Source organism: Glacieibacterium sp., assembly GCF_965200405.1.
Classification (GTDB): domain Bacteria; phylum Pseudomonadota; class Alphaproteobacteria; order Sphingomonadales; family Sphingomonadaceae; genus Glacieibacterium.
Genome location: NZ_OZ241356.1, coordinates 840,633 through 857,900 on the forward strand (window position 1 = coordinate 840,633; position 17,268 = coordinate 857,900).

The 17,268-nt window shown below is 69.2% G+C and carries 13 protein-coding genes; 7 read left to right on the top strand and 6 right to left on the bottom strand.

Annotation, left to right across the window (positions count from 1 at the left end):
- Positions 1–189 precede the first annotated feature (189 nt).
- The 4 genes from ACOFKW_RS03770 to ACOFKW_RS03785 form a co-directional block, all read right to left on the bottom strand.
- The gene (locus tag ACOFKW_RS03770; RefSeq protein WP_419816020.1) at positions 190–1,029 is read right to left on the bottom strand and encodes a M23 family metallopeptidase; all 840 of its coding nucleotides are present in this window, start codon (positions 1,027–1,029) and stop codon (positions 190–192) included.
- Between the two features lie 22 nt (positions 1,030–1,051).
- Positions 1,052–1,270 (bottom strand): DUF2093 domain-containing protein, encoded by a 219-nt coding sequence (locus ACOFKW_RS03775; protein ID WP_419816859.1) that lies wholly within the window; start codon positions 1,268–1,270, stop codon positions 1,052–1,054.
- Positions 1,270–2,853: an exodeoxyribonuclease VII large subunit gene (gene xseA, locus ACOFKW_RS03780; RefSeq protein ID WP_419816021.1), complete on the bottom strand. Its 1,584-nt coding sequence runs from the start codon at positions 2,851–2,853 to the stop codon at positions 1,270–1,272. The genes ACOFKW_RS03775 and xseA overlap by 1 nt, the downstream gene beginning before the upstream one ends.
- A 202-nt stretch (positions 2,854–3,055) precedes the next feature.
- Complete coding sequence (locus ACOFKW_RS03785) at positions 3,056–3,556, bottom strand: DUF1440 domain-containing protein (RefSeq protein ID WP_419816022.1); 501 nt, start codon at positions 3,554–3,556, stop codon at positions 3,056–3,058.
- Between the two features lie 123 nt (positions 3,557–3,679).
- On the opposite strand from ACOFKW_RS03785, the gene purD reads away from it, so the two are divergent.
- Together purD and ACOFKW_RS03795 are read left to right on the top strand one after the other, a co-directional pair.
- Positions 3,680–4,924, top strand: a complete 1,245-nt coding sequence (gene purD / locus ACOFKW_RS03790; protein ID WP_419816860.1) for a phosphoribosylamine--glycine ligase — start codon at positions 3,680–3,682, stop codon at positions 4,922–4,924.
- A 1-nt stretch (position 4,925) separates the two neighbouring features.
- Positions 4,926–5,996: a phosphotransferase gene (locus ACOFKW_RS03795; RefSeq protein WP_419816023.1), complete on the top strand. Its 1,071-nt coding sequence runs from the start codon at positions 4,926–4,928 to the stop codon at positions 5,994–5,996.
- A gap of 8 nt (positions 5,997–6,004) precedes the next feature.
- On the opposite strand, the gene ACOFKW_RS03800 is transcribed toward ACOFKW_RS03795, so the two are convergent.
- A complete protein-coding gene (locus tag ACOFKW_RS03800) occupies positions 6,005–7,300 on the bottom strand; it encodes an N-acetylmuramoyl-L-alanine amidase (RefSeq protein WP_419816024.1) in 1,296 nt (431 codons plus the stop codon).
- Positions 7,301–7,754: 454 nt separating this feature from the next.
- On the opposite strand from ACOFKW_RS03800, the gene ACOFKW_RS03805 reads away from it, so the two are divergent.
- The 5 genes from ACOFKW_RS03805 (at position 7,755) to rpmG (ending at position 16,333) form a co-directional block, all read left to right on the top strand.
- Positions 7,755–10,400 (top strand): Rne/Rng family ribonuclease, encoded by a 2,646-nt coding sequence (locus tag ACOFKW_RS03805; RefSeq protein ID WP_419816025.1) that lies wholly within the window; start codon positions 7,755–7,757, stop codon positions 10,398–10,400.
- Between the two features lie 264 nt (positions 10,401–10,664).
- A complete protein-coding gene (topA, locus tag ACOFKW_RS03810; protein ID WP_419816026.1) occupies positions 10,665–13,304 on the top strand; it encodes a type I DNA topoisomerase in 2,640 nt (879 codons plus the stop codon).
- Between the two features lie 66 nt (positions 13,305–13,370).
- On the top strand, positions 13,371–13,769 hold the full coding sequence (locus ACOFKW_RS03815) for a DUF3597 domain-containing protein (RefSeq protein ID WP_419816027.1): 399 nt from the start codon (positions 13,371–13,373) through the stop codon (positions 13,767–13,769).
- 43 nt (positions 13,770–13,812) lie between these two features.
- Positions 13,813–16,032, top strand: a complete 2,220-nt coding sequence (locus tag ACOFKW_RS03820; protein ID WP_419816028.1) for a ribonuclease R family protein — start codon at positions 13,813–13,815, stop codon at positions 16,030–16,032.
- 127 nt (positions 16,033–16,159) lie between these two features.
- A complete protein-coding gene (gene rpmG, locus ACOFKW_RS03825) occupies positions 16,160–16,333 on the top strand; it encodes a 50S ribosomal protein L33 (protein ID WP_419816029.1) in 174 nt (57 codons plus the stop codon).
- Positions 16,334–16,348: 15 nt separating this feature from the next.
- On the opposite strand, the gene ACOFKW_RS03830 is transcribed toward rpmG, so the two are convergent.
- Entirely contained in the window at positions 16,349–17,260 is a 912-nt protein-coding gene (locus tag ACOFKW_RS03830; protein WP_419816030.1) for a diguanylate cyclase, read from the bottom strand.
- Between the last annotated feature and the right edge of the window lie 8 nt (positions 17,261–17,268).

Here is a 17,268-nt window from a genome sequence, read left to right on the forward strand (position 1 = left end):
TTTTCGAGCTGGCCGATGCCTCACTAATGCGTTTACAAAATATCATTAGCAATGACGCCAGCGTCACAACCGGTGCAAAGTTGCAGCTCTGTGTCTGGATTGTCACACAATCGTCATATGCAGGCTCGAGCCGCACCGCGTCGTGGCCAGCGAATTTGCCGCTAAAATTTCGCGTTTACCTACGGTAGGTTAGCGTGACGCCGCCGGAACCGGCATCGCGCCGACCAGCGTCGCTGCGTCGATGCGGACGTCGTCCCAGGTCATTGCCCAGTGGACGTGTGGCCCTGTGGACCGCCCCGTGGTGCCGATCGCGCCGAGCCGTTGGCCGCGCTCGACACGCTCGCCGGGGACCACGTCGATCTTGGACAGGTGCAGGAACGACGAGGTCAGGCCGTGGCCGTGGTCGAGCATGACGAGGTTGCCCTCGAGGCTCAGCGGACCCTGCGCGAAACGCACGATCCCCTCCGCCGGGGCGAGCACCGGGGTGCCGGCCGGAGCCGCGACGTCGACGCCGAAATGCGGACTGCCGGGCACGCCGCCGAGAACACGCTGCGAGCCGTAGACGCCGCTGATCCGACCGTGCGCGGGCCAGTCGAAGGCCTGCGTCCAGCCGGTCTCGCTGGTTTCGCCGGCGCGGGCGGCAGCCATCATTGCCAACTCGGGCGCGCGGATCGCTTCATAGGCGGCGCTGGGACCGGTCGAGGGGCGGCGCAGGCCGGGGATCGACTCGACCTTGTAGGTGCGTTGCGCCACCGCCACGTCGCGCGTCACCGTCCGTCCGTCGGCCAGCGTCGCGGTGATCCTGGCGGCAACCGGAGCATCGCGCCCGAAGCCGATCAGGAAGCGCCCGTCGCCGGCCAGCCGCACCGGCTTGTCGTCCAGCTTCAACGCCATCGATCCGGGCGGCGCAGTGCCGAACATCAGCCCGCCCTGCTGCGCCGTCCCGGTCAGCTTGATCTCGCCCGCCGGCAGCGGCTTGACGCAGCTGGCGGCAAGCAGCAGCAGCGCGATCGCCGGGGCGCGAATCAACGTCGCGCCCCCGCGCCGAAGTTCAAAGTCGCCCCTTGGCGCGCATCTCGGTGTAACGCTTCACGGCGATGTCGGCGCTGGCATAGGCCTCCTGCAGCTCCGCCGACCAATAACGCAGCGCAGTCAGCGTCACCCGCTTGCCGCTGACCGCGCAGGTTACATAGTCGCCGGGCGTCAGCACGTCGAAGGAACCGGGAAGATAGCGCAGCCGCGCCTGGCGACCGCCATTGAAATCGAGCATCACAGCAATCTACCCTGCCTTGGCAGCGCCGTCGACACCGGCACGTCGCCATCGCGAAATCCGAGCGTCAGGACGTGCTGGGCCTGCGCCGCTGCGGCACTGGTGACCAGCCGCCCCTCGGCGTCGGTGACCCGCACCAGGCCGCGCGCCTGCGCCCGGCGGATCTCGCCTTCGGGATCGAAGCTGTCGAGCAGCCGCGATGCCTGGGTCAGCCGCGCCCGCGCCCGATCGTTCGCCCCGGTCAGCGCCGCGGGACGCAGCAGCGCGGCGGTCCGCGCCAGCTTGGTCGCATCCCTGGCGACTAGCCCGCGCAACGACGCCGACATCGCCACGCCGACCTTGTCGAGGTCGCGCCGCGAGGCCGAGACGTGGCGGACCAGCAATCCCGGGCGCAGCGCCGTCGCCGTCTGCGCCAGCTTGGTCGCATCCTTGGCCACCAGCCCGCGCAGCGACGCCGACATCGCCGCCGATGCCTTGTCGAGCCCGCCACGCGAGGCGATCACCCGCCGCCCGAGCAGCGCCGGTCGCAGCGCCGCCGAACAGGCCTCGAAACGCCCGCGCCAACGGTCGGCACCGACCTTGAGCGCCCGCGGCAGCCGGTCCGCCAGTTCATCGAAGCGTTGCTGCTGAAGCCCGAGCAGCGCGCGCGGCGAAGGCAGGCGCTTGGCCGACGCCGTGGCACGCTCGGTACGAACCTCGATGCCGCGTCGCACTGCCCGGTCCTGCCGCAGCCCCAGCGCGCCCAGCCCATAGACCAGCTCGCTCAGCACCGGCACGGCGCGCTCGGCCGCCGCAGTCGGAGTCGGTGCGCGGTGGTCGGAAGCGAAGTCGACCAGCGTCGTATCGGTCTCGTGGCCGACCGCGGTGATCACCGGGATCGTCGAGGCGGCGACGGCGCGGACCACCGCCTCCTCGTTGAACGCCGCCAGATCCTCGATCGAGCCGCCGCCGCGCGCGACGATCAGCAGGTCGGGCCGCGGCACCTTGCCCCCCGCGACCAGCGCGTTGAAGCCGGCCAGCGCCGCGACCACCTGCCCGGCCGCGGCATCGCCCTGCACGACCACCGGCCAGACGATGACCCGGCGCGGAAAGCGGTCCGCCAGCCGGTGCAGGATGTCGCGGATCACCGCACCGGTCGGCGAGGTGATGATGCCGATGACCTGCGGGATATAGGGCAGCGGGCGCTTGCGCGACGCGTCGAACAGACCCTCCGCCGCCAGCCGCCGCTTGCGCTCCTCGAGCTGGGCAAGCAGCGCGCCGACGCCGGCCGGCTCCATCCGCTCGATGACGATCTGGTATTTGGAGCGACCCGGATAGGTCGTCAGCTTGCCGGTGACGATGACCTCGAGCCCGTCTTCCGGGCGGAACTGCAGGGCTCCGGCGGTCGCCTTCCACATGACGCCGTCGATGACCGCCGCGTCGTCCTTCAGGCACAGATAGACATGGCCCGAGGCGGCGCGCTTGTAGCCGCTGATCTCGCCGCGCACCCGGACATAGCCATAGGCCGCCTCGACGGTGCGCTTCAGCGCATGGGCGAGTTCGCCGACGGAATATTCGGGGGTGTTGATGGCTGGATCGGGCACCGGGGGGTATTAGGCGACGCGGGGGCCGGGGCGCAACGGCTGCGGCGGTGGGGGTGCCTGCATTTACACACCGTCATCCCGGCGAAGGCCGGGACCCATCATCCCCATCTTCGGGATGGAAGCTGGTAGAGCCAGCATCATTACAGGGATCGGGGTGATGGGTCCCGGCCTTCGCCGGGATGACGGTTTGGGAACGCGCCCTTTACCGCCCCCTCAGCGCCCGCCGCGCGCCCTCCAGCACCAGCCCAAAGACCAGGTGCGAGGCGATCGCATAGGCGTGGGTCTTCGCCGGCGTCTCGCTCGCGGGCGGCGACAGGCCGAGCGCCGGCACCGCGATATCGTCGAACAACAACGCCGCCGACGCGCCGAACACCGTGCCGCCGCCGGACTTGAGCAGGTCGCCATGCTCGCCCGCAATCCCGTAGCCGGCACCCAGCAACGCGCCAAAAGCATAGTGCACCACCTCGCCCGCGACGGCCTTGCGGTCCTCGGGTACCGGCTGGCCGACCGCTGCCTCGCTGACCTTGTCCGCCGCCTGTTCCGTCGCCGGCTCGTCGTCGCCGCCGCCCGAGATGTCGGGGATCAGCTTGGCGACACCCGCCTGGAAACCGGTCATCACTAGCGACGCAAGCAGTCCCGCGGCAAGGCCCGCGACGGCGCCGCGCAAGTCATCCGGGCGATCGACCTTGTAATATCCATGCATGCGGGAGGCTCCTGATTGAGCCCGCACAACGTGGTGACACCCGTTCCGCTCCCTGCCCGCCACTGCGCGAAGGGTAGCAAGACCCCGCTACGCTGCTAGAAGCCGGGAATGACCGCGCAACCCCTGAACATCCTCGTCATCGGCAGCGGCGGGCGCGAGCACGCGCTGTGCTGGAAGCTGCGCCAGTCGCCGCGTACCGACCGGCTGTTCGCCGCGCCCGGCAACCCCGGCATGGCGCGCGTCGCGGAATGCGTCGCGCTCGACGCCGGCGACCATGCCGCGGTGATCGACTTCGCCGCGGCCAATGAGATCGGGCTGGTGGTGATCGGGCCGGAACAGCCCCTGGTCGACGGGCTCGCCGATGCCCTGGCGGCGGCCGGCATCGCGGCGTTCGGGCCATCGGCGGCTGCAGCGCAGCTGGAGGGCTCGAAGGGCTTCACCAAGGCGCTTTGCACCGAGGCCGGCATTCCGACCGCGGCGTACGCACGCTTCGACAGCGGCGAGGCGGCGCGGTCCTACACGGCGCTCCAGCCGCTGCCGGTGGTGATCAAGGCCGACGGGCTGGCGGCGGGCAAGGGCGTCACCATCGCGACGACCGCCGCCGAGGCCAGCGAGGCACTCGACGCGCTGCCCGGTCCGGTGGTGATCGAGGCCTTCCTGACCGGGCCGGAGGCGAGCCTGTTCGTGCTGTGCGACGGCAGCGACGTGCTGGTGCTGGCCAGTGCGCAGGACCACAAGCGCGTCGGTGACGGCGATACCGGGCCGAATACCGGCGGCATGGGCGCCTATTCGCCCGCCGCGGTGCTGACGCCCGACCTGCTCGACCGGTCGATGCGCGAGATCGTCGAGCCGACGGTGCGCGCGATGACCGAGGCGGGGACGCCGTTCCGCGGCGTGCTGTACGCCGGGCTGATGCTGACGCCGACCGGGCCGCAGCTGATCGAATACAACGTCCGCTTCGGCGATCCGGAGTGCGAGGTGCTGATGCTGCGGCTGGAGAGCGACCTGGTCGAGCTGCTGCTGGCGACGTGCCACGGCGGCTTGGCCGAGTTGCGCCCGGTGTGGCGCGAGGACGCCGCGCTGACCGTCATCATGGCCGCCAAGGGCTATCCGGTCGATCCGCAGACCGGCACCGAGATCGCCGGGATCGAGGCGGCGGAAGCGACCGGTGCGACGGTGTTCCATGCCGGCACCCGCCGGCGCAGCGACGGCTCGCTGGTCGCGAGCGGCGGGCGCGTGCTGGCCGTCACGGCGCTGGGCAAGGATGTTGGCGAAGCGCAGGCGGCTGCCTATGCTGCGGTCGACATGATCGACTGGCCGGGCGGCTTCTGCCGTCGCGATATCGGGCGACAGGCTGTTGGGGACTAGCATGGCGACACGGCAGCAGGAGATGTCGGGAGCCGGCGAGGTCCGCGCCGGCCTGGGCTTCGACGAGGCGGCGCTGGAGACGTGGCTCAAGGCCAATGTCGAGGGCTATGCCGGGCCGCTGACGGTACGCCAGTTCAATGGCGGCCAATCCAACCCGACCTACCAGCTGGTCACGCCGGGCCGAAATTACGTGCTGCGCCGCAAGCCGCCGGGCGTGCTGCTCAAGTCGGCCCACGCCGTCGACCGCGAATATCGGGTGATCACCGCCTTGTATGGCGCGGGTTTTCCGGCCCCGCGGACCTTTGGCCTGTGCACCGACGATGCGGTGATCGGGACGTGGTTCTACGTCATGGACTGCGTCGAGGGGCGGATCATCTGGGACAACACCTTCCCCGACGTGTCGCGCGCCGACCGGCCGCTGTACTTCGACGCGATGAACGCGACGATCGCGCAGCTCCACAACCTCGATCCGGTCGCCATCGGGCTGGGTGATTTCGGTAAGCCGGGCAATTACTTCGCGCGGCAGATCGGGCGCTGGTCGAAACAGTATCTGGAGGACAGCGACGCGGGCCGGGTGCCGTCGATGGACCGGCTGGTCGAGTGGCTGCCGGCCAACATCCCCGACGACGGCGACGAGACGCGTGTCGTCCACGGCGATTATCGCTGCGACAACATGATCTTCCATCCGACCGAGCCGCGCGTGCTGGCGGTGCTCGACTGGGAGCTGTCGACGCTAGGCCATCCGCTGGCCGATTTCAGCTATCATTTGATGATGTACCGGATGCCGCCGACGGCGACCGCGGGCCTGATGGGCTTCGACCTGCCGGCGCTGAACATCCCGAGCGAGGAAGACTACACCGCCGCCTATTGCGCCCGCACCGGGCGGACCGGCGGCATCCCCAACATCGACTTCTACGTCGCGTTCAACATGTTCCGGCTGGCGGCGATCATCCACGGCATCCGCGGGCGCGTCGTGCGCGGGACCGCCGCGAGTGCCCATGCGAAAAAGACCGCCGAGGGTGTCGAGATGCTCGCCGACCACGCCTGGGCGCAGGCCGAGCGCGCCGGCTAGCGACGCGACTAGCGACCCCGGCCGCGCAGCAGGTGCGCCTCGACCGCGCGCGCAATGCCGTCGCCGATGATCTTCTGCCCGGCCTTCGAGGTCAGCAGCGCCGCGTCGTCGGCATTGGAGACATAGCCGGTCTCGAGCAGCACCGACGGCGTATCGGCGGCCTTGAGCACCCGGAACCCGGCAAAATGGTGGAATTCGCCACGGAAGGCTATGCGGTCGTCGAGTTCGCCCTGCAGCGCCTCGGCAAAGGCGATCGAGACGTTCATGGTGTTGCGCTGGAGCAGGTCGATCAGGATATCACCGACCTCGGGCGCCTCGATGCCAAGGTTGACGCCGGCGATGATATCCGACTTGTTCTCGCGCGCCGCCAGCCGGGCCGCGACTTCGTCCGACGAGGTTTCGGACAGCGTGTAGACGCTCGCCCCGCGCGCCAGCGGATTGGGGGCGCTGTCGGCGTGGACCGACAGGAACAGGTCGGCGTGCGCGGCGCGGGCGATGGCGACGCGGCCGCCGAGCGGGATGAAGCGGTCGTCGTCGCGGGTCAGCTTCACCCGCACCCGCCCTGACGCCTCCAGCGCGCGGGCGGCGGCACGGGCGATGGCGAGGGTGACGTCCTTCTCGTACGACCCGGTGATCGAGATCGCGCCGACGTCCTTGCCGCCGTGCCCCGCGTCGATGACGACCAGCGGTTTGGGCCCGCCGGAGCGCGGCGCGGGGGCGACCCTGGGGATCGGCGCAGGCTTGGCCGGGGGCGCGGTCGGTACAGCTTCGGGCGGCACGGCGGGATCGGGAAAGGTGCCGGCGGGTAAGTCGAAATCACTGGGCGGGGGAGCTGCGACGACCTTGGCGGGCGCCACCACGACGGGCGCCGCGTCGGGCCTGGGCTCAGGACTGCCCGTCACCGCCTGCGCTCGCCGCCCGCGCTTGACCAGCACCTCGAACGCCGCCTTGCCGATCGGCACCAGCGTCAGCCTGAGCCGGTTGTCCGCGTCCTGCGCCGCCGCATCCAGCCGCATCGGCGTGTCGAGGTCGATGACGATGCGCGCCGTCGCCGGGTCGAACTGGCCGATCCGCGCGTGCCTGATCCCGCCCTTGCCGTCGACATCGCGCCGCGCCGCATCGACCCCGTCCAGGTCGATCACCAGCCGCAGCGGGTCCGCCAGCGCCAGCAGCCGCGCGGTCACCGGCCCGTCGAGCTGGACCGTCACCACCTTGCCCTCGACCGCCAGCGCGCCCGAGCGGACCACGGCCGCCTGTGTGCCACGGGCGCCGCCCAGCACCAGCAGCACGGCGAGGACCAGCATTCGCATCGGCTTGGGGGATACCGGCCCCGGCCGCCCGCCGCAACCGCGCACACCGCTTGTCGCTGCCGTGCAACGATGCTAACCCTTCAACAACGGTGGCAAAGCGGCGGAACAGCCGTATTGTCCCTGCCGTGTCGCGCTTCCGGCGCGCATCCCCGGCCGCCCAATGTATTTCGGGCTCATGCCAGGGTCAGCGACCGGCGCGAAGATCGAATGGTTACGCCTGGCCCGCACTCTGCCGCCAGGCATCTAGGTTAGGGTCGCATGACATCGACGAACATCCATACAGCCGGGGCCGCAATTTCGCGCGGCACGGTCGGATGGTCGGCGTCACCCAACCAATTACAATCGCAGCAAACCCCGGGCCGGACCGCAACCCGCGCGTCCGCCCCATTTTCGCGCCGCCGCCCCACCGACCATGTTCGGGACGGCCGCCGCGCCATGGAGCATATGAATGTCACAGCGCATGCTGATCGACGCCCGCCACCCGGAGGAAACCCGGGTCGCCGTCGTCAACGGTCAACGGATTGAGGAATTCGACTTCGAGGCTGCCGACCGCAAGCAGCTCAAGGGCAACATCTATCTCGCCAAGGTAACCCGGGTCGAACCGTCGCTTCAGGCGGCGTTCGTCGAGTATGGCGGCAACCGCCACGGCTTCCTGGCCTTTTCCGAAATCCACCCCGATTACTACCAGATCCCGCGTGAGGACCGCGAAGCGCTGCTGCGCGAGGAGCAGGCGCTGATCGACGATCACCACGACGACGATCACCATGACGGCGACGCTGCCGAGCCGGGCGAGGATGGCGAGGAGCGCGAGGAGATCGCCGAAGCCGGTGGCCATGACGACACCTCCGATTCGATGCGCCGCCAGCGCCAGGCGCTGCGCCGCCGCTACAAGATCCAGGAGGTCATCCGCCGCCGCCAGGTCCTGCTGATCCAGGTCGTCAAGGAGGAGCGCGGCAACAAGGGCGCCGCCCTGACCACCTATCTGTCGCTCGCCGGCCGCTACTGCGTGCTGATGCCCAACACCGCGCACGGCGGTGGTATCAGCCGCAAGATCTCCAACGTCTCGGACCGCAAGCGCCTGAAGTCGATCATGTCCGACTTGAAGCTGCCCGCCGGCATGGGCGCCATCGTCCGCACCGCCGGCCTGAAGCGCTCCAAGTCCGACATCAAGCGCGACTTCGACTACCTCACCCGCCTGTGGGACGAGATCCGCGAGACAACGCTCGCCGCGACCGCGCCGGCGCTGGTCCATGAGGATTCGGGCCTGATCAAGCGCGCCATCCGCGACATCTACAACCGCGACATCGACCAGGTGCTGGTCGACGGACCGGAGGGCTTCGAGGCCGCCAGCACCTTCATGAAGCTGCTGATGCCGACGCATGCACCCAAGGTCGTGCAGTATGAAGACTCGGTGCCGCTGTTCCAGCGCTTCGGGGTCGAGGCGCAGCTGTCGGCGATGTATTCGCCGGTCGTCCAGCTCAAGTCGGGCGGCTATATCGTCATCAACCCGACCGAGGCTTTGGTCTCGATCGACATCAACTCGGGCCGCTCGACGCGCGAGCACGGCATCGAGGAAACCGCCTACAAGACCAACATGGAAGCCGCCGAGGAGATCGGCCGCCAGCTGCGCCTGCGCGACATGGCCGGGCTGGTGGTGATCGACTTCATCGACATGGAGGTCAACGGCAACAACCGCCGCGTCGAGCGCGCCATGAAGGACGCGCTGAAGCACGACCGCGCCCGCATCCAGCTCGGCCGCATCAGCTCGTTCGGGCTGATGGAAATGAGCCGCCAGCGCCTGCGCACCGGCATCCTCGAAGCCTCGACCCACGTCTGCGAGATGTGCGACGGCTCGGGCTATGTCCGCGCCATCTCGTCGGCCGCGCTGGCCGCGCTGCGCGACCTCGAGGCCGAGGCGATCAAGGGCCGCTGCAACGAGTTCACCCTCCGCGCCGGCGCCGAAGTCGCGATCTACATCCTCAACCGCAAGCGCGCCGAACTGGCCGAGCTGGAGGACCGTTATGGCATCGGCATCGAGGCGGTGCCGGACGACAGCCTGAGCGGCCCGAACTACGTCATCGACGCCGCCGGTGGTGCGCCGATGCGCCAGATCACGCTGGCCCCGCTGCCCGCCCCGGTGACCATCGCCGAGGACGAGGACGAGGTCGAAAGCTATGGCTCCGACGACGAGGACGACGACGAGACCGAGGGCGAAGCCCGCGAGCCGCGTGAAGCCCGGGCGCCGCGCGAGGCCCGCGAGGGTGGTCGCGAAGAGGGTGGCGAGCGTGGCCGTGGTCGCGGTCGTGGCCGCCGCCGTCGTGGTGGCCGCATCGATCGGACCGAGGGCGGCGAGCCCCAGGTCGCCGACACCGAGACCGGCGTCGAGGGCGAAGCCGCCGAGGGCGTCGAGCCTGTCGAGGGCGATGCTCCGGCCTATGCCGCGCCGGTTGCCGAGACCGTCGAGGGCGATGGCCCGCGTCGCCGCCGTCGCGGTCGTCGTGGCGGTCGCCGCGCCGAGGGCGAGGCCCAGGCTTCGGAGGTGACGGTCGGCGAGACCTTCGCCGAGACCGTGCCCGCCGAGGATGCGCCCGAGGCCGCAACGACCGAAGCAGCCGCACCCGAGGCAGCCGCCGAGGTGGCACCGGTCGAGGCGGTCGCCGTCGAGGCACCCGCCGAGCCCGAGGCCCCTGCCAAGCGCCCGCGTCGCTCGCGCAAGAAGGCCGAGCCGGAAGCCGAAGCAGTTGCCGAGGCACCCGCCGAGGCCGCCGCCGAGGCTCCGGTCGAAGCGCCGGCTCCCGAGCCGGTCGCCGAAGCCGCCGAGCCCGAGGCCGAGCCGGCCAAGGCACCGCGCAAGCGTGCCCCACGTCGCAAGGCCGGCACCGATGCAGCCGCTGCCGAAGCGCCCGCTGCCGAGGCGACAGCCGCCGAGACGCCAGCCGAGGCGCCTGCCCCGGCTGCTGTCGAAGCTCCGGTTGCCGTCGAAGCCCCGGTCGTCGTCAAGGCACCTGTCGAAACTCCGGAGGCCGCCAACGACGCTCCTGCCGCTCCGGCGCGCAAGGGCTGGTGGCAGCGGACCTTCGTCGACAAGCCCTGATCCGCGCTTTCGACATCCCGGCGTCGACCGTGATCCATCACGCAGCCTTGCGCTCGATGGGTCCCGGCCGTCGCCGGGATGACGAATTCAAACGCCGTCATCCCGGCGCACGCCGGGACCCGTCACCCCGGATTTCTTCCGGTTGCGCCTGCCACCGGACGTCGTTCGAACACTTTGCACCTACCCCCCACTAGGCACCGCGACTTGCCAGCCCCTACATTATACGCGTAGGGGCCGCCGCTGCTCGGTTCCCCGGAGACAGTCATGCAAGTCGTCATCGTGGAATCGCCTGCCAAGGCGAAGACCATCAACAAGTACCTCGGCTCGGATTACACCGTGCTGGCGAGCTATGGGCATATTCGCGACCTGCCGCCCAAGGATGGCTCGGTCGATACCGAGCACGACTTCGCGATGAAGTGGGAGCTGTACGCCGACAAGTCGAAGCAGCTCAAAGCCATCGCCGACGAGGTCAAGCGCGCCGACAGCGTCATTCTCGCGACCGACCCCGATCGTGAAGGCGAGGCGATCAGCTGGCACCTGCTCGAATGGCTGAAGGGCAAGAAGGCGGTGCCCAAGGGCGGTGCCACCCGCGTCACCTTCAACGAGATCACCAAGACCGCCGTGCTGGCCGCGATGAAGAAGCCGCGCGAGCTCGATGCGGCGCTGATCGACGCCTATAAGGCGCGGCGCGCGCTCGATTACCTGGTCGGCTTCACGCTGTCGCCGGTGCTGTGGCGCAAGCTGCCCGGCGCCAAGTCGGCGGGCCGCGTCCAGTCGGTCGCACTTCGCATCGTCGTCGACCGCGAGCGCGAGATCGAGGCGTTCCGGGCGCGCGAATACTGGACCATCGACGCCGGGCTGACCTCCGCCGGGGGCCAGGCCTTCACCGCGCGCCTGTCGCTGCTCAACGGCAAGAAGACCGACAAGTTCGACCTGACCAACGAGGCCGAGGCGAACAATGCCCGCTCCGCCGTCGAGGGCTCGACCTTCACCGTCGCCGCGGTCGAGACCAAGCCGGTCAGCCGCAACCCCTATCCGCCGTTCACCACCTCGACGCTGCAGCAGGAGGCGTCGCGCAAGCTCGGCTTCACCGCCAGCCACACGATGCGCGTCGCCCAGGGCCTCTATGAAGAGGGCATCATCACCTACATGCGGACCGACGGCGTGCAGATCGCCGGCGAGGCGATCACCGCGGCGCGCGACACCATCCTGCGCGAATTCGGCGCCGAGGCGCTGCCCGACAAGCCGCGCCACTATGCGACCAAGGCCAAGAACGCCCAGGAAGCGCATGAGGCGATCCGCCCGACCGACATGGCGCGCCGCAGCGCCGGCTCAGGCGACACCGCCAAGCTGTACGAGCTGATCTGGAAGCGCACGATCGCCAGCCAGATGGCGTCGGCGCGCATGGAGCGGACCAGCGTCGAACTGCTGTCCGACGACCGCCAGACGGGCCTGCGCGCCTCGGGGCAGGTCATCCTGTCGCCGGGCTTCCTCGCGGTCTATACCGAGACGCGCGACGACACTCCCGTTTCCGGGGCCGAAGACGACGATGACAGCCGCCGCCTGCCGCGCCTGACGCAGGGCGAGAAGCCGCGCCTCGACAGCGTTAAGGCCGACCAGCATTTCACCGAGCCGCCACCGCGATTCTCCGAAGCAACGCTGGTCAAGAAGCTCGAGGAGCTCGGCATCGGGCGGCCGTCGACTTATGCCTCGATCCTGCAGACGCTGCGCGACCGCAGCTATGTGCGGATGGAGAAGAACCGCTTCTTCGCCGAAGAAAAGGGCCGCCTGGTCACGGCGTTCCTCGAGCGCTTCTTCGAGAAGTACGTCGGCTATGACTTCACTGCCGAGCTCGAGACCGAGCTCGACGAGGTTTCGGCGGGCGATCTCGATTATCTGACCGTGCTCGGCCGCTTCTGGGCCGAGTTCCAGGCCAAGACCAAGGAGATCCTCGAACTCCGCCCGTCCGACGTGACGGTGGCGCTCGACGAATTCCTGTCGCCGTTCCTGTTTCCGCCGACCGCCGACGGCAGTGATCCGCGCCTGTGCCCGACCTGCGGCAACGGCCGTTTGAGCCTCAAGACCGGCAAGTTCGGCGCCTTCGTCGCCTGCTCGAACTACCCGGAATGCCGCTACACCCGCCAGTTCGCTGCCGAGGGTGGCGAGCCGCAGGTCGGCAACGGCGTGCCCGTGCTGCTCGGCGAGGACAGCGCGACCGGCGAGCCCGTCAGCCTGCGCTCGGGCCGCTTCGGCGCCTATGTCCAGCGCGGCGAGGACGGCGAAAAGGGTGCGCCCAAGCCACCCCGCGCCTCGATTCCCAAGGACATGGCGGTCACCGGCCCCGAGGATCTGGAAACCGCGCTCAAGCTGTTGTCCCTGCCGCGCGAAGTCGGCATCCACCCCGAATCGGGCGAGAAGATCACCGCCAGCATCGGGCGCTACGGCCCCTATCTCGCGCATAACGGTAAATACGCGCGGCTGACTTCCAGCGCCGAAGTGTTCGAGACCGGCATGAACTCCGCCGTGGTCAAGCTGGCCGAGGCGCTGGCCAATCCGGGACGCGCCCGCAATGCGCCGGTGCCGTTGCGCGAACTCGGGCCGCACCCGGTGTCGGGCGCGGTGATCAAGCTGATCGAAGGGCGCTTCGGACCCTACCTCACCGACGGCACGACCAACGCCAACGTGCCCAAGGGCTCCGACGGGCTGGCGATCTCGCTCGACGAGGCAGCCGGGCTGATCGACACCCGCGCCGCGATGCCGTCGAAGGGCAAGAAGCCGGTGAAGAAAAAGGCTGCCCCGGCCAAGGCTGCGCCCAAGGCGACGGCGGCGAAAAAACCTGCCGCGAAAAAGGCTCCGGCGGCGAAAAAGCCGGCGGCCAAGGCAAAGGTCGCGGCCAAGGCCTGAGGCCGCGACGAACCCGGAGCGGTTTTGAGGCGTTACTCCTGCGCAATCAGCACAGGAGCGACACGCATGAGCATTTTCGGCAAGATCATGGACGGCATCTTCCACAGCAAGGCCGCCGCCGCGCCTGCTCCGAAGCCCGCTGCGCCGGCACCGACAGCGTCGTCCGCCGCTGCGGCCGCGCCGGCAGCGCCGACCGCCGCTCCGCAGGTCGACGTCGAGCAGGTCCTGACGATCATGGCCAACGCCGAGCCCAACGGCGGCGGCAACTGGCGGACCTCGATCGTCGACCTGCTCAAGCTGCTCGGCCTCGACTCGAGCCTCGCCGCGCGCAAGGATCTCGGCGCCGAACTGGGCGTCCACGCCGGTGCCGACGGCAGCGCCGAGCAGAATATCGCACTGTCGAAGGCGGTATGGGCCAAACTAGAAGCCAATGGCGGGCGAGTCCCGGCGTCCCTCCGCGACTAGGCGTGACTTGCGGGGGGCCGCAATCGCTGCGCAAGAAGCGATCATGCCCCGTCGCCCCCCGCCCCCTCCGCCCGGCCTCCCCTCCCCCGAGGCGGTGCTGAATTTCATCAACTCCTCCCCCACCCCCGTCGGCAAACGCGAAATCGCCAAGGCCTTCGGCCTCCACGCCCAGGACAAGATCGCCCTCAAGGCCCTCCTCCGCGACATGGCCGACGACGGCTCCCTCGAAGGCGGCCCCGGCCGCTCCGTCCACAAAGGCGGCGGCCTCCCCAAAGTAACCGTACTCCGCGTCATCGAAGCCGGCGACGGCGACCCGGTCGGCGTCCCCGACGGCTGGGACCGCGGCACGCCTCCACCCCGCGTACGCATAGTCGAAGGCAAAGGCCGTCAGCGCCAAGCCGCGCTCGGCGTCAACGACCGCGTCCTCGCGCGGATCGAGGAGACCGGCGGAGGCTATACCGCCTTCCCGATGAAGACCCTGGCACGGACGACCGAGTTCGTCCTTGGCATCCTGCGCAAGGAAGCCATGGGCTACCGGCTCGTCCCCGTCGACAAGCGGGCGCGAAGTGACCTCGCGGTGCTCGATACCGGCACGGCGGAGCCTGGCGATCTCGTCCTCGCCGAGCCTTCGGGCAAGCCGCCGCGTCAGCATGCCCGGGTCATCGAGGTGCTCGGCGACCCGTTCGCGCCGCGTAGTTTTTCGCTGATCGCGATCCATGCCAAAGGGATTCCGCACGCCTTCAACGCCGAGGCGCTGACCGAGGCTGAGGCTGTTGCGAAGCGCGACCTGGGCGACCGCGAGGATTTGCGCAGCCTGCCGATCCTGACCATCGATCCGGCGGATGCCCGCGACCATGACGATGCGGTGTGGGCCGAAGCCGATAATGCACCGGAGAACCAGGGCGGCTGGAAGGCGATCGTCGCGATTGCCGATGTCTCGTTCTACGTTCGCGAGGGGACAGCGCTCGACCGTTCGGCGCGGGAGCGGGGGAACTCGGTGTACTTTCCGGACCGGGTCGTGCCGATGCTGCCCGAGGTGCTGAGCGCTGATGCGTGTTCGCTGGTCGAAGGCGTCGACCGGGCGGTGCTGGCTTGTCATCTGGTAATCGGGGCGGATGGGAAACTGCTGCGCCACCGATTCAGCCGGGCGGTGATCCGCTGTTCGACCAACATTTCCTATGAGGAGGCGCAGGCCAGCATCGACGGGCAGGCGGGCGAACATCTCGGGACGCTGGCGGCGTTATGGGGAGCGTGGGGGGCGCTGTCGAAGGCGCGGGAGGCGAGGGCGCCGTTGGATCTGGATCTGCCGGAACGACGAGTACGGTTAGATGAGGCGGGTCGGATCGCGGCGATCGAGGTGAGGGAGCGGCTGGATGCGCACCGGCTGATCGAGGACTTCATGATTGCGGCGAATGTCGCGGCAGCTCAAGCACTTGAGGCCAAGAGGACGGAGTGCATGTACCGGGTGCACGAGCAGCCGGGGCGTGAGAAGCTGGTGGCGCTGAAGGATTACCTGGAGACCTTCGGCATCCCGTTCGCGCTGGGGCAGGTGATCCAGCCGCGGACGTTCAACAAGATCCTGGCATCGGCCAAGGCGGAGACGCATAGCCAGCAGGTCAGCGAGCAGGTCCTGCGGACACAGACCCAGGCGTACTACTCGCCTGATAACAAAGGGCATTTCGGACTGGCGCTGGCGAGCTATGCGCATTTCACCTCGCCGATCCGGCGCTATGCCGACCTGGTGGTGCACCGGGCGCTGGTGCGGGCGTACAAGCTGGGCGACGGCGCGCTGGGCGATGCAGCAGCGAGCACCATGAGCCGCACTGCCGAGCATATCTCGATGACCGAGCGCCGCGCCATGGAGGCGGAGCGCGATACCATCGACCGCTATGTCGCGGCGTTCCTGTCGACGCGGGTCGGCGAGACGCTGGCGACGCGGATCACCGGCGTGGCGCGCTTCGGCTTTTTCGCGACGGTCGAGGGCATCGGCGGCGACGGGCTGGTGCCGGTGTCGACGCTGGGCGACGAGCGCTTCGTTTTCGACGAGGCGACCAAGCGGCTGGAGGGCATCGAGAGCGGCACCGCCTATGTGCCGGGCATGCGCCTCGACCTGCGGCTGGCGGAGGCCAACCCGATCACCGGGGCGCTGCGTTTCGAGCTGCCGCTGGGCGAGGGCCAGCAGAGACCGCGCAACGACAAGGTCCGCATCGGTCGCCGCGCCGGGCAAAGCCGCGTGCCCAAGGGCGTCCGGCGCGGGCGCTGATCCGCGCCGGTCGCTCGGACGTTGACTTTAGCGGCGGTTTTCACCACAAGCCGCGCTTCGTCGCGTAAGGCCGACCGCGTTCGTCGCGTTAAGCTCACTTCGCCCGCGCTACCAATCAGGACTCGACATGGCCAAGCCGACTACCCTCAAGATCAAGCTCGTCTCGACTGCCGACACCGGCTACTTCTATGTCACCAAGAAGAACCCGCGCAGCCCGAACACCACGGAAAAGCTGACCTTTCGCAAGTATGACCCCGTCGTGCGCAAGCATGTCGAGTTCAAGGAAGCCAAGATCAAGTAAGCCCGTGTCGCGGCCTCAGGCCGCGATTTCGACCCGGTTCCGACCCGCCCGCTTGCCCGCGTAAAGCGCCGAATCGGCGCGCGCCAGCAAGGCGGCGGCATCGGCGTCGGCATCCGTCAGCCCGGCGACCCCGATACTGACGGTGACGTTGACCGAGACGATCGGCAATTCGGCGATCTCGGCACACAGGCGCCGCGCGACGTGGGCGGCGATTTCGACATCGGTATCCGGCATTGCCACGGCGATCTCGTCGCCGCCGAAGCGCGCCACGATGTCGTTGCTCCGCAGGCTGACGATCAGCTGCGCCGCGACCCCCGCCAGCACTCGGTCGCCCGCCGCATGGCCGAAGCTGTCGTTGATCGGCTTGAGCGAATCGATATCGACCATCAACAGGGTCAGCGGCCGCCCGTGCTGGCGTGCACCGGCAATCGCCCGCGCCACCTCGGCATCGAAATAGACGCGGTTGTACAATTTAGTGACCGGGTCGGTCATCGCCCGCAAACGCGCGATCCGGACCCGGGCGCGCAGATGCCCCGCGGTGCCGGCGCGGCGCAGCATCAGTCGCAGCCGCGCCACCAGCTCGCCCTTGACCAGCGGCAACCCGCCGACGTCGGCGACCCCGCCCTCGAACGCCTCGACGACGCGGTCGGGATCGTCGCGGGCGACCAGCGCCAGCACCGGCAGCGGCCGCCGCGACGCTTCCTCCCGCAACGCCGCCAGGCTTTCCCTGAGCATGTCAGGGTCGCCCGTCAGCTCGATCAGCAGCAAGGTCACATTGCCCTCGCGCACGCCCGCCGCCGCGGTGTCCGCCGGCAGGCGCTCGATGGTCAACGGCGCCAGCATCTCGCTGGCCTGGGCCCCGACCGCCTCGCTGCCGACAAAAACGATACGCGCCACGCCCTCTTCGACCGGGATACGTGCGGTCATCCCGCGCA

Bases quoted from the DNA above. Each gene is read 5' to 3' on its own strand.
- ACOFKW_RS03795 (WP_419816023.1), top strand. From the start codon at position 4,926: ATGGCGACACGGCAGCAGGAGATGTCGGGAGCCGGCGAGGTCCGCGCC.
- topA (WP_419816026.1), top strand. From the start codon at position 10,665: ATGCAAGTCGTCATCGTGGAATCGCCTGCCAAGGCGAAGACCATCAAC.
- ACOFKW_RS03775 (WP_419816859.1), bottom strand. From the start codon at position 1,270: ATGCTCGATTTCAATGGCGGTCGCCAGGCGCGGCTGCGCTATCTTCCC.
- rpmG (WP_419816029.1), top strand. From the start codon at position 16,160: ATGGCCAAGCCGACTACCCTCAAGATCAAGCTCGTCTCGACTGCCGAC.
- ACOFKW_RS03785 (WP_419816022.1), bottom strand. From the start codon at position 3,556: ATGCATGGATATTACAAGGTCGATCGCCCGGATGACTTGCGCGGCGCC.
- ACOFKW_RS03830 (WP_419816030.1), bottom strand. From the start codon at position 17,260: ATGACCGCACGTATCCCGGTCGAAGAGGGCGTGGCGCGTATCGTTTTT.
- ACOFKW_RS03805 (WP_419816025.1), top strand. From the start codon at position 7,755: ATGTCACAGCGCATGCTGATCGACGCCCGCCACCCGGAGGAAACCCGG.
- ACOFKW_RS03815 (WP_419816027.1), top strand. From the start codon at position 13,371: ATGAGCATTTTCGGCAAGATCATGGACGGCATCTTCCACAGCAAGGCC.
- ACOFKW_RS03800 (WP_419816024.1), bottom strand. From the start codon at position 7,300: ATGCTGGTCCTCGCCGTGCTGCTGGTGCTGGGCGGCGCCCGTGGCACA.
- ACOFKW_RS03820 (WP_419816028.1), top strand. From the start codon at position 13,813: ATGCCCCGTCGCCCCCCGCCCCCTCCGCCCGGCCTCCCCTCCCCCGAG.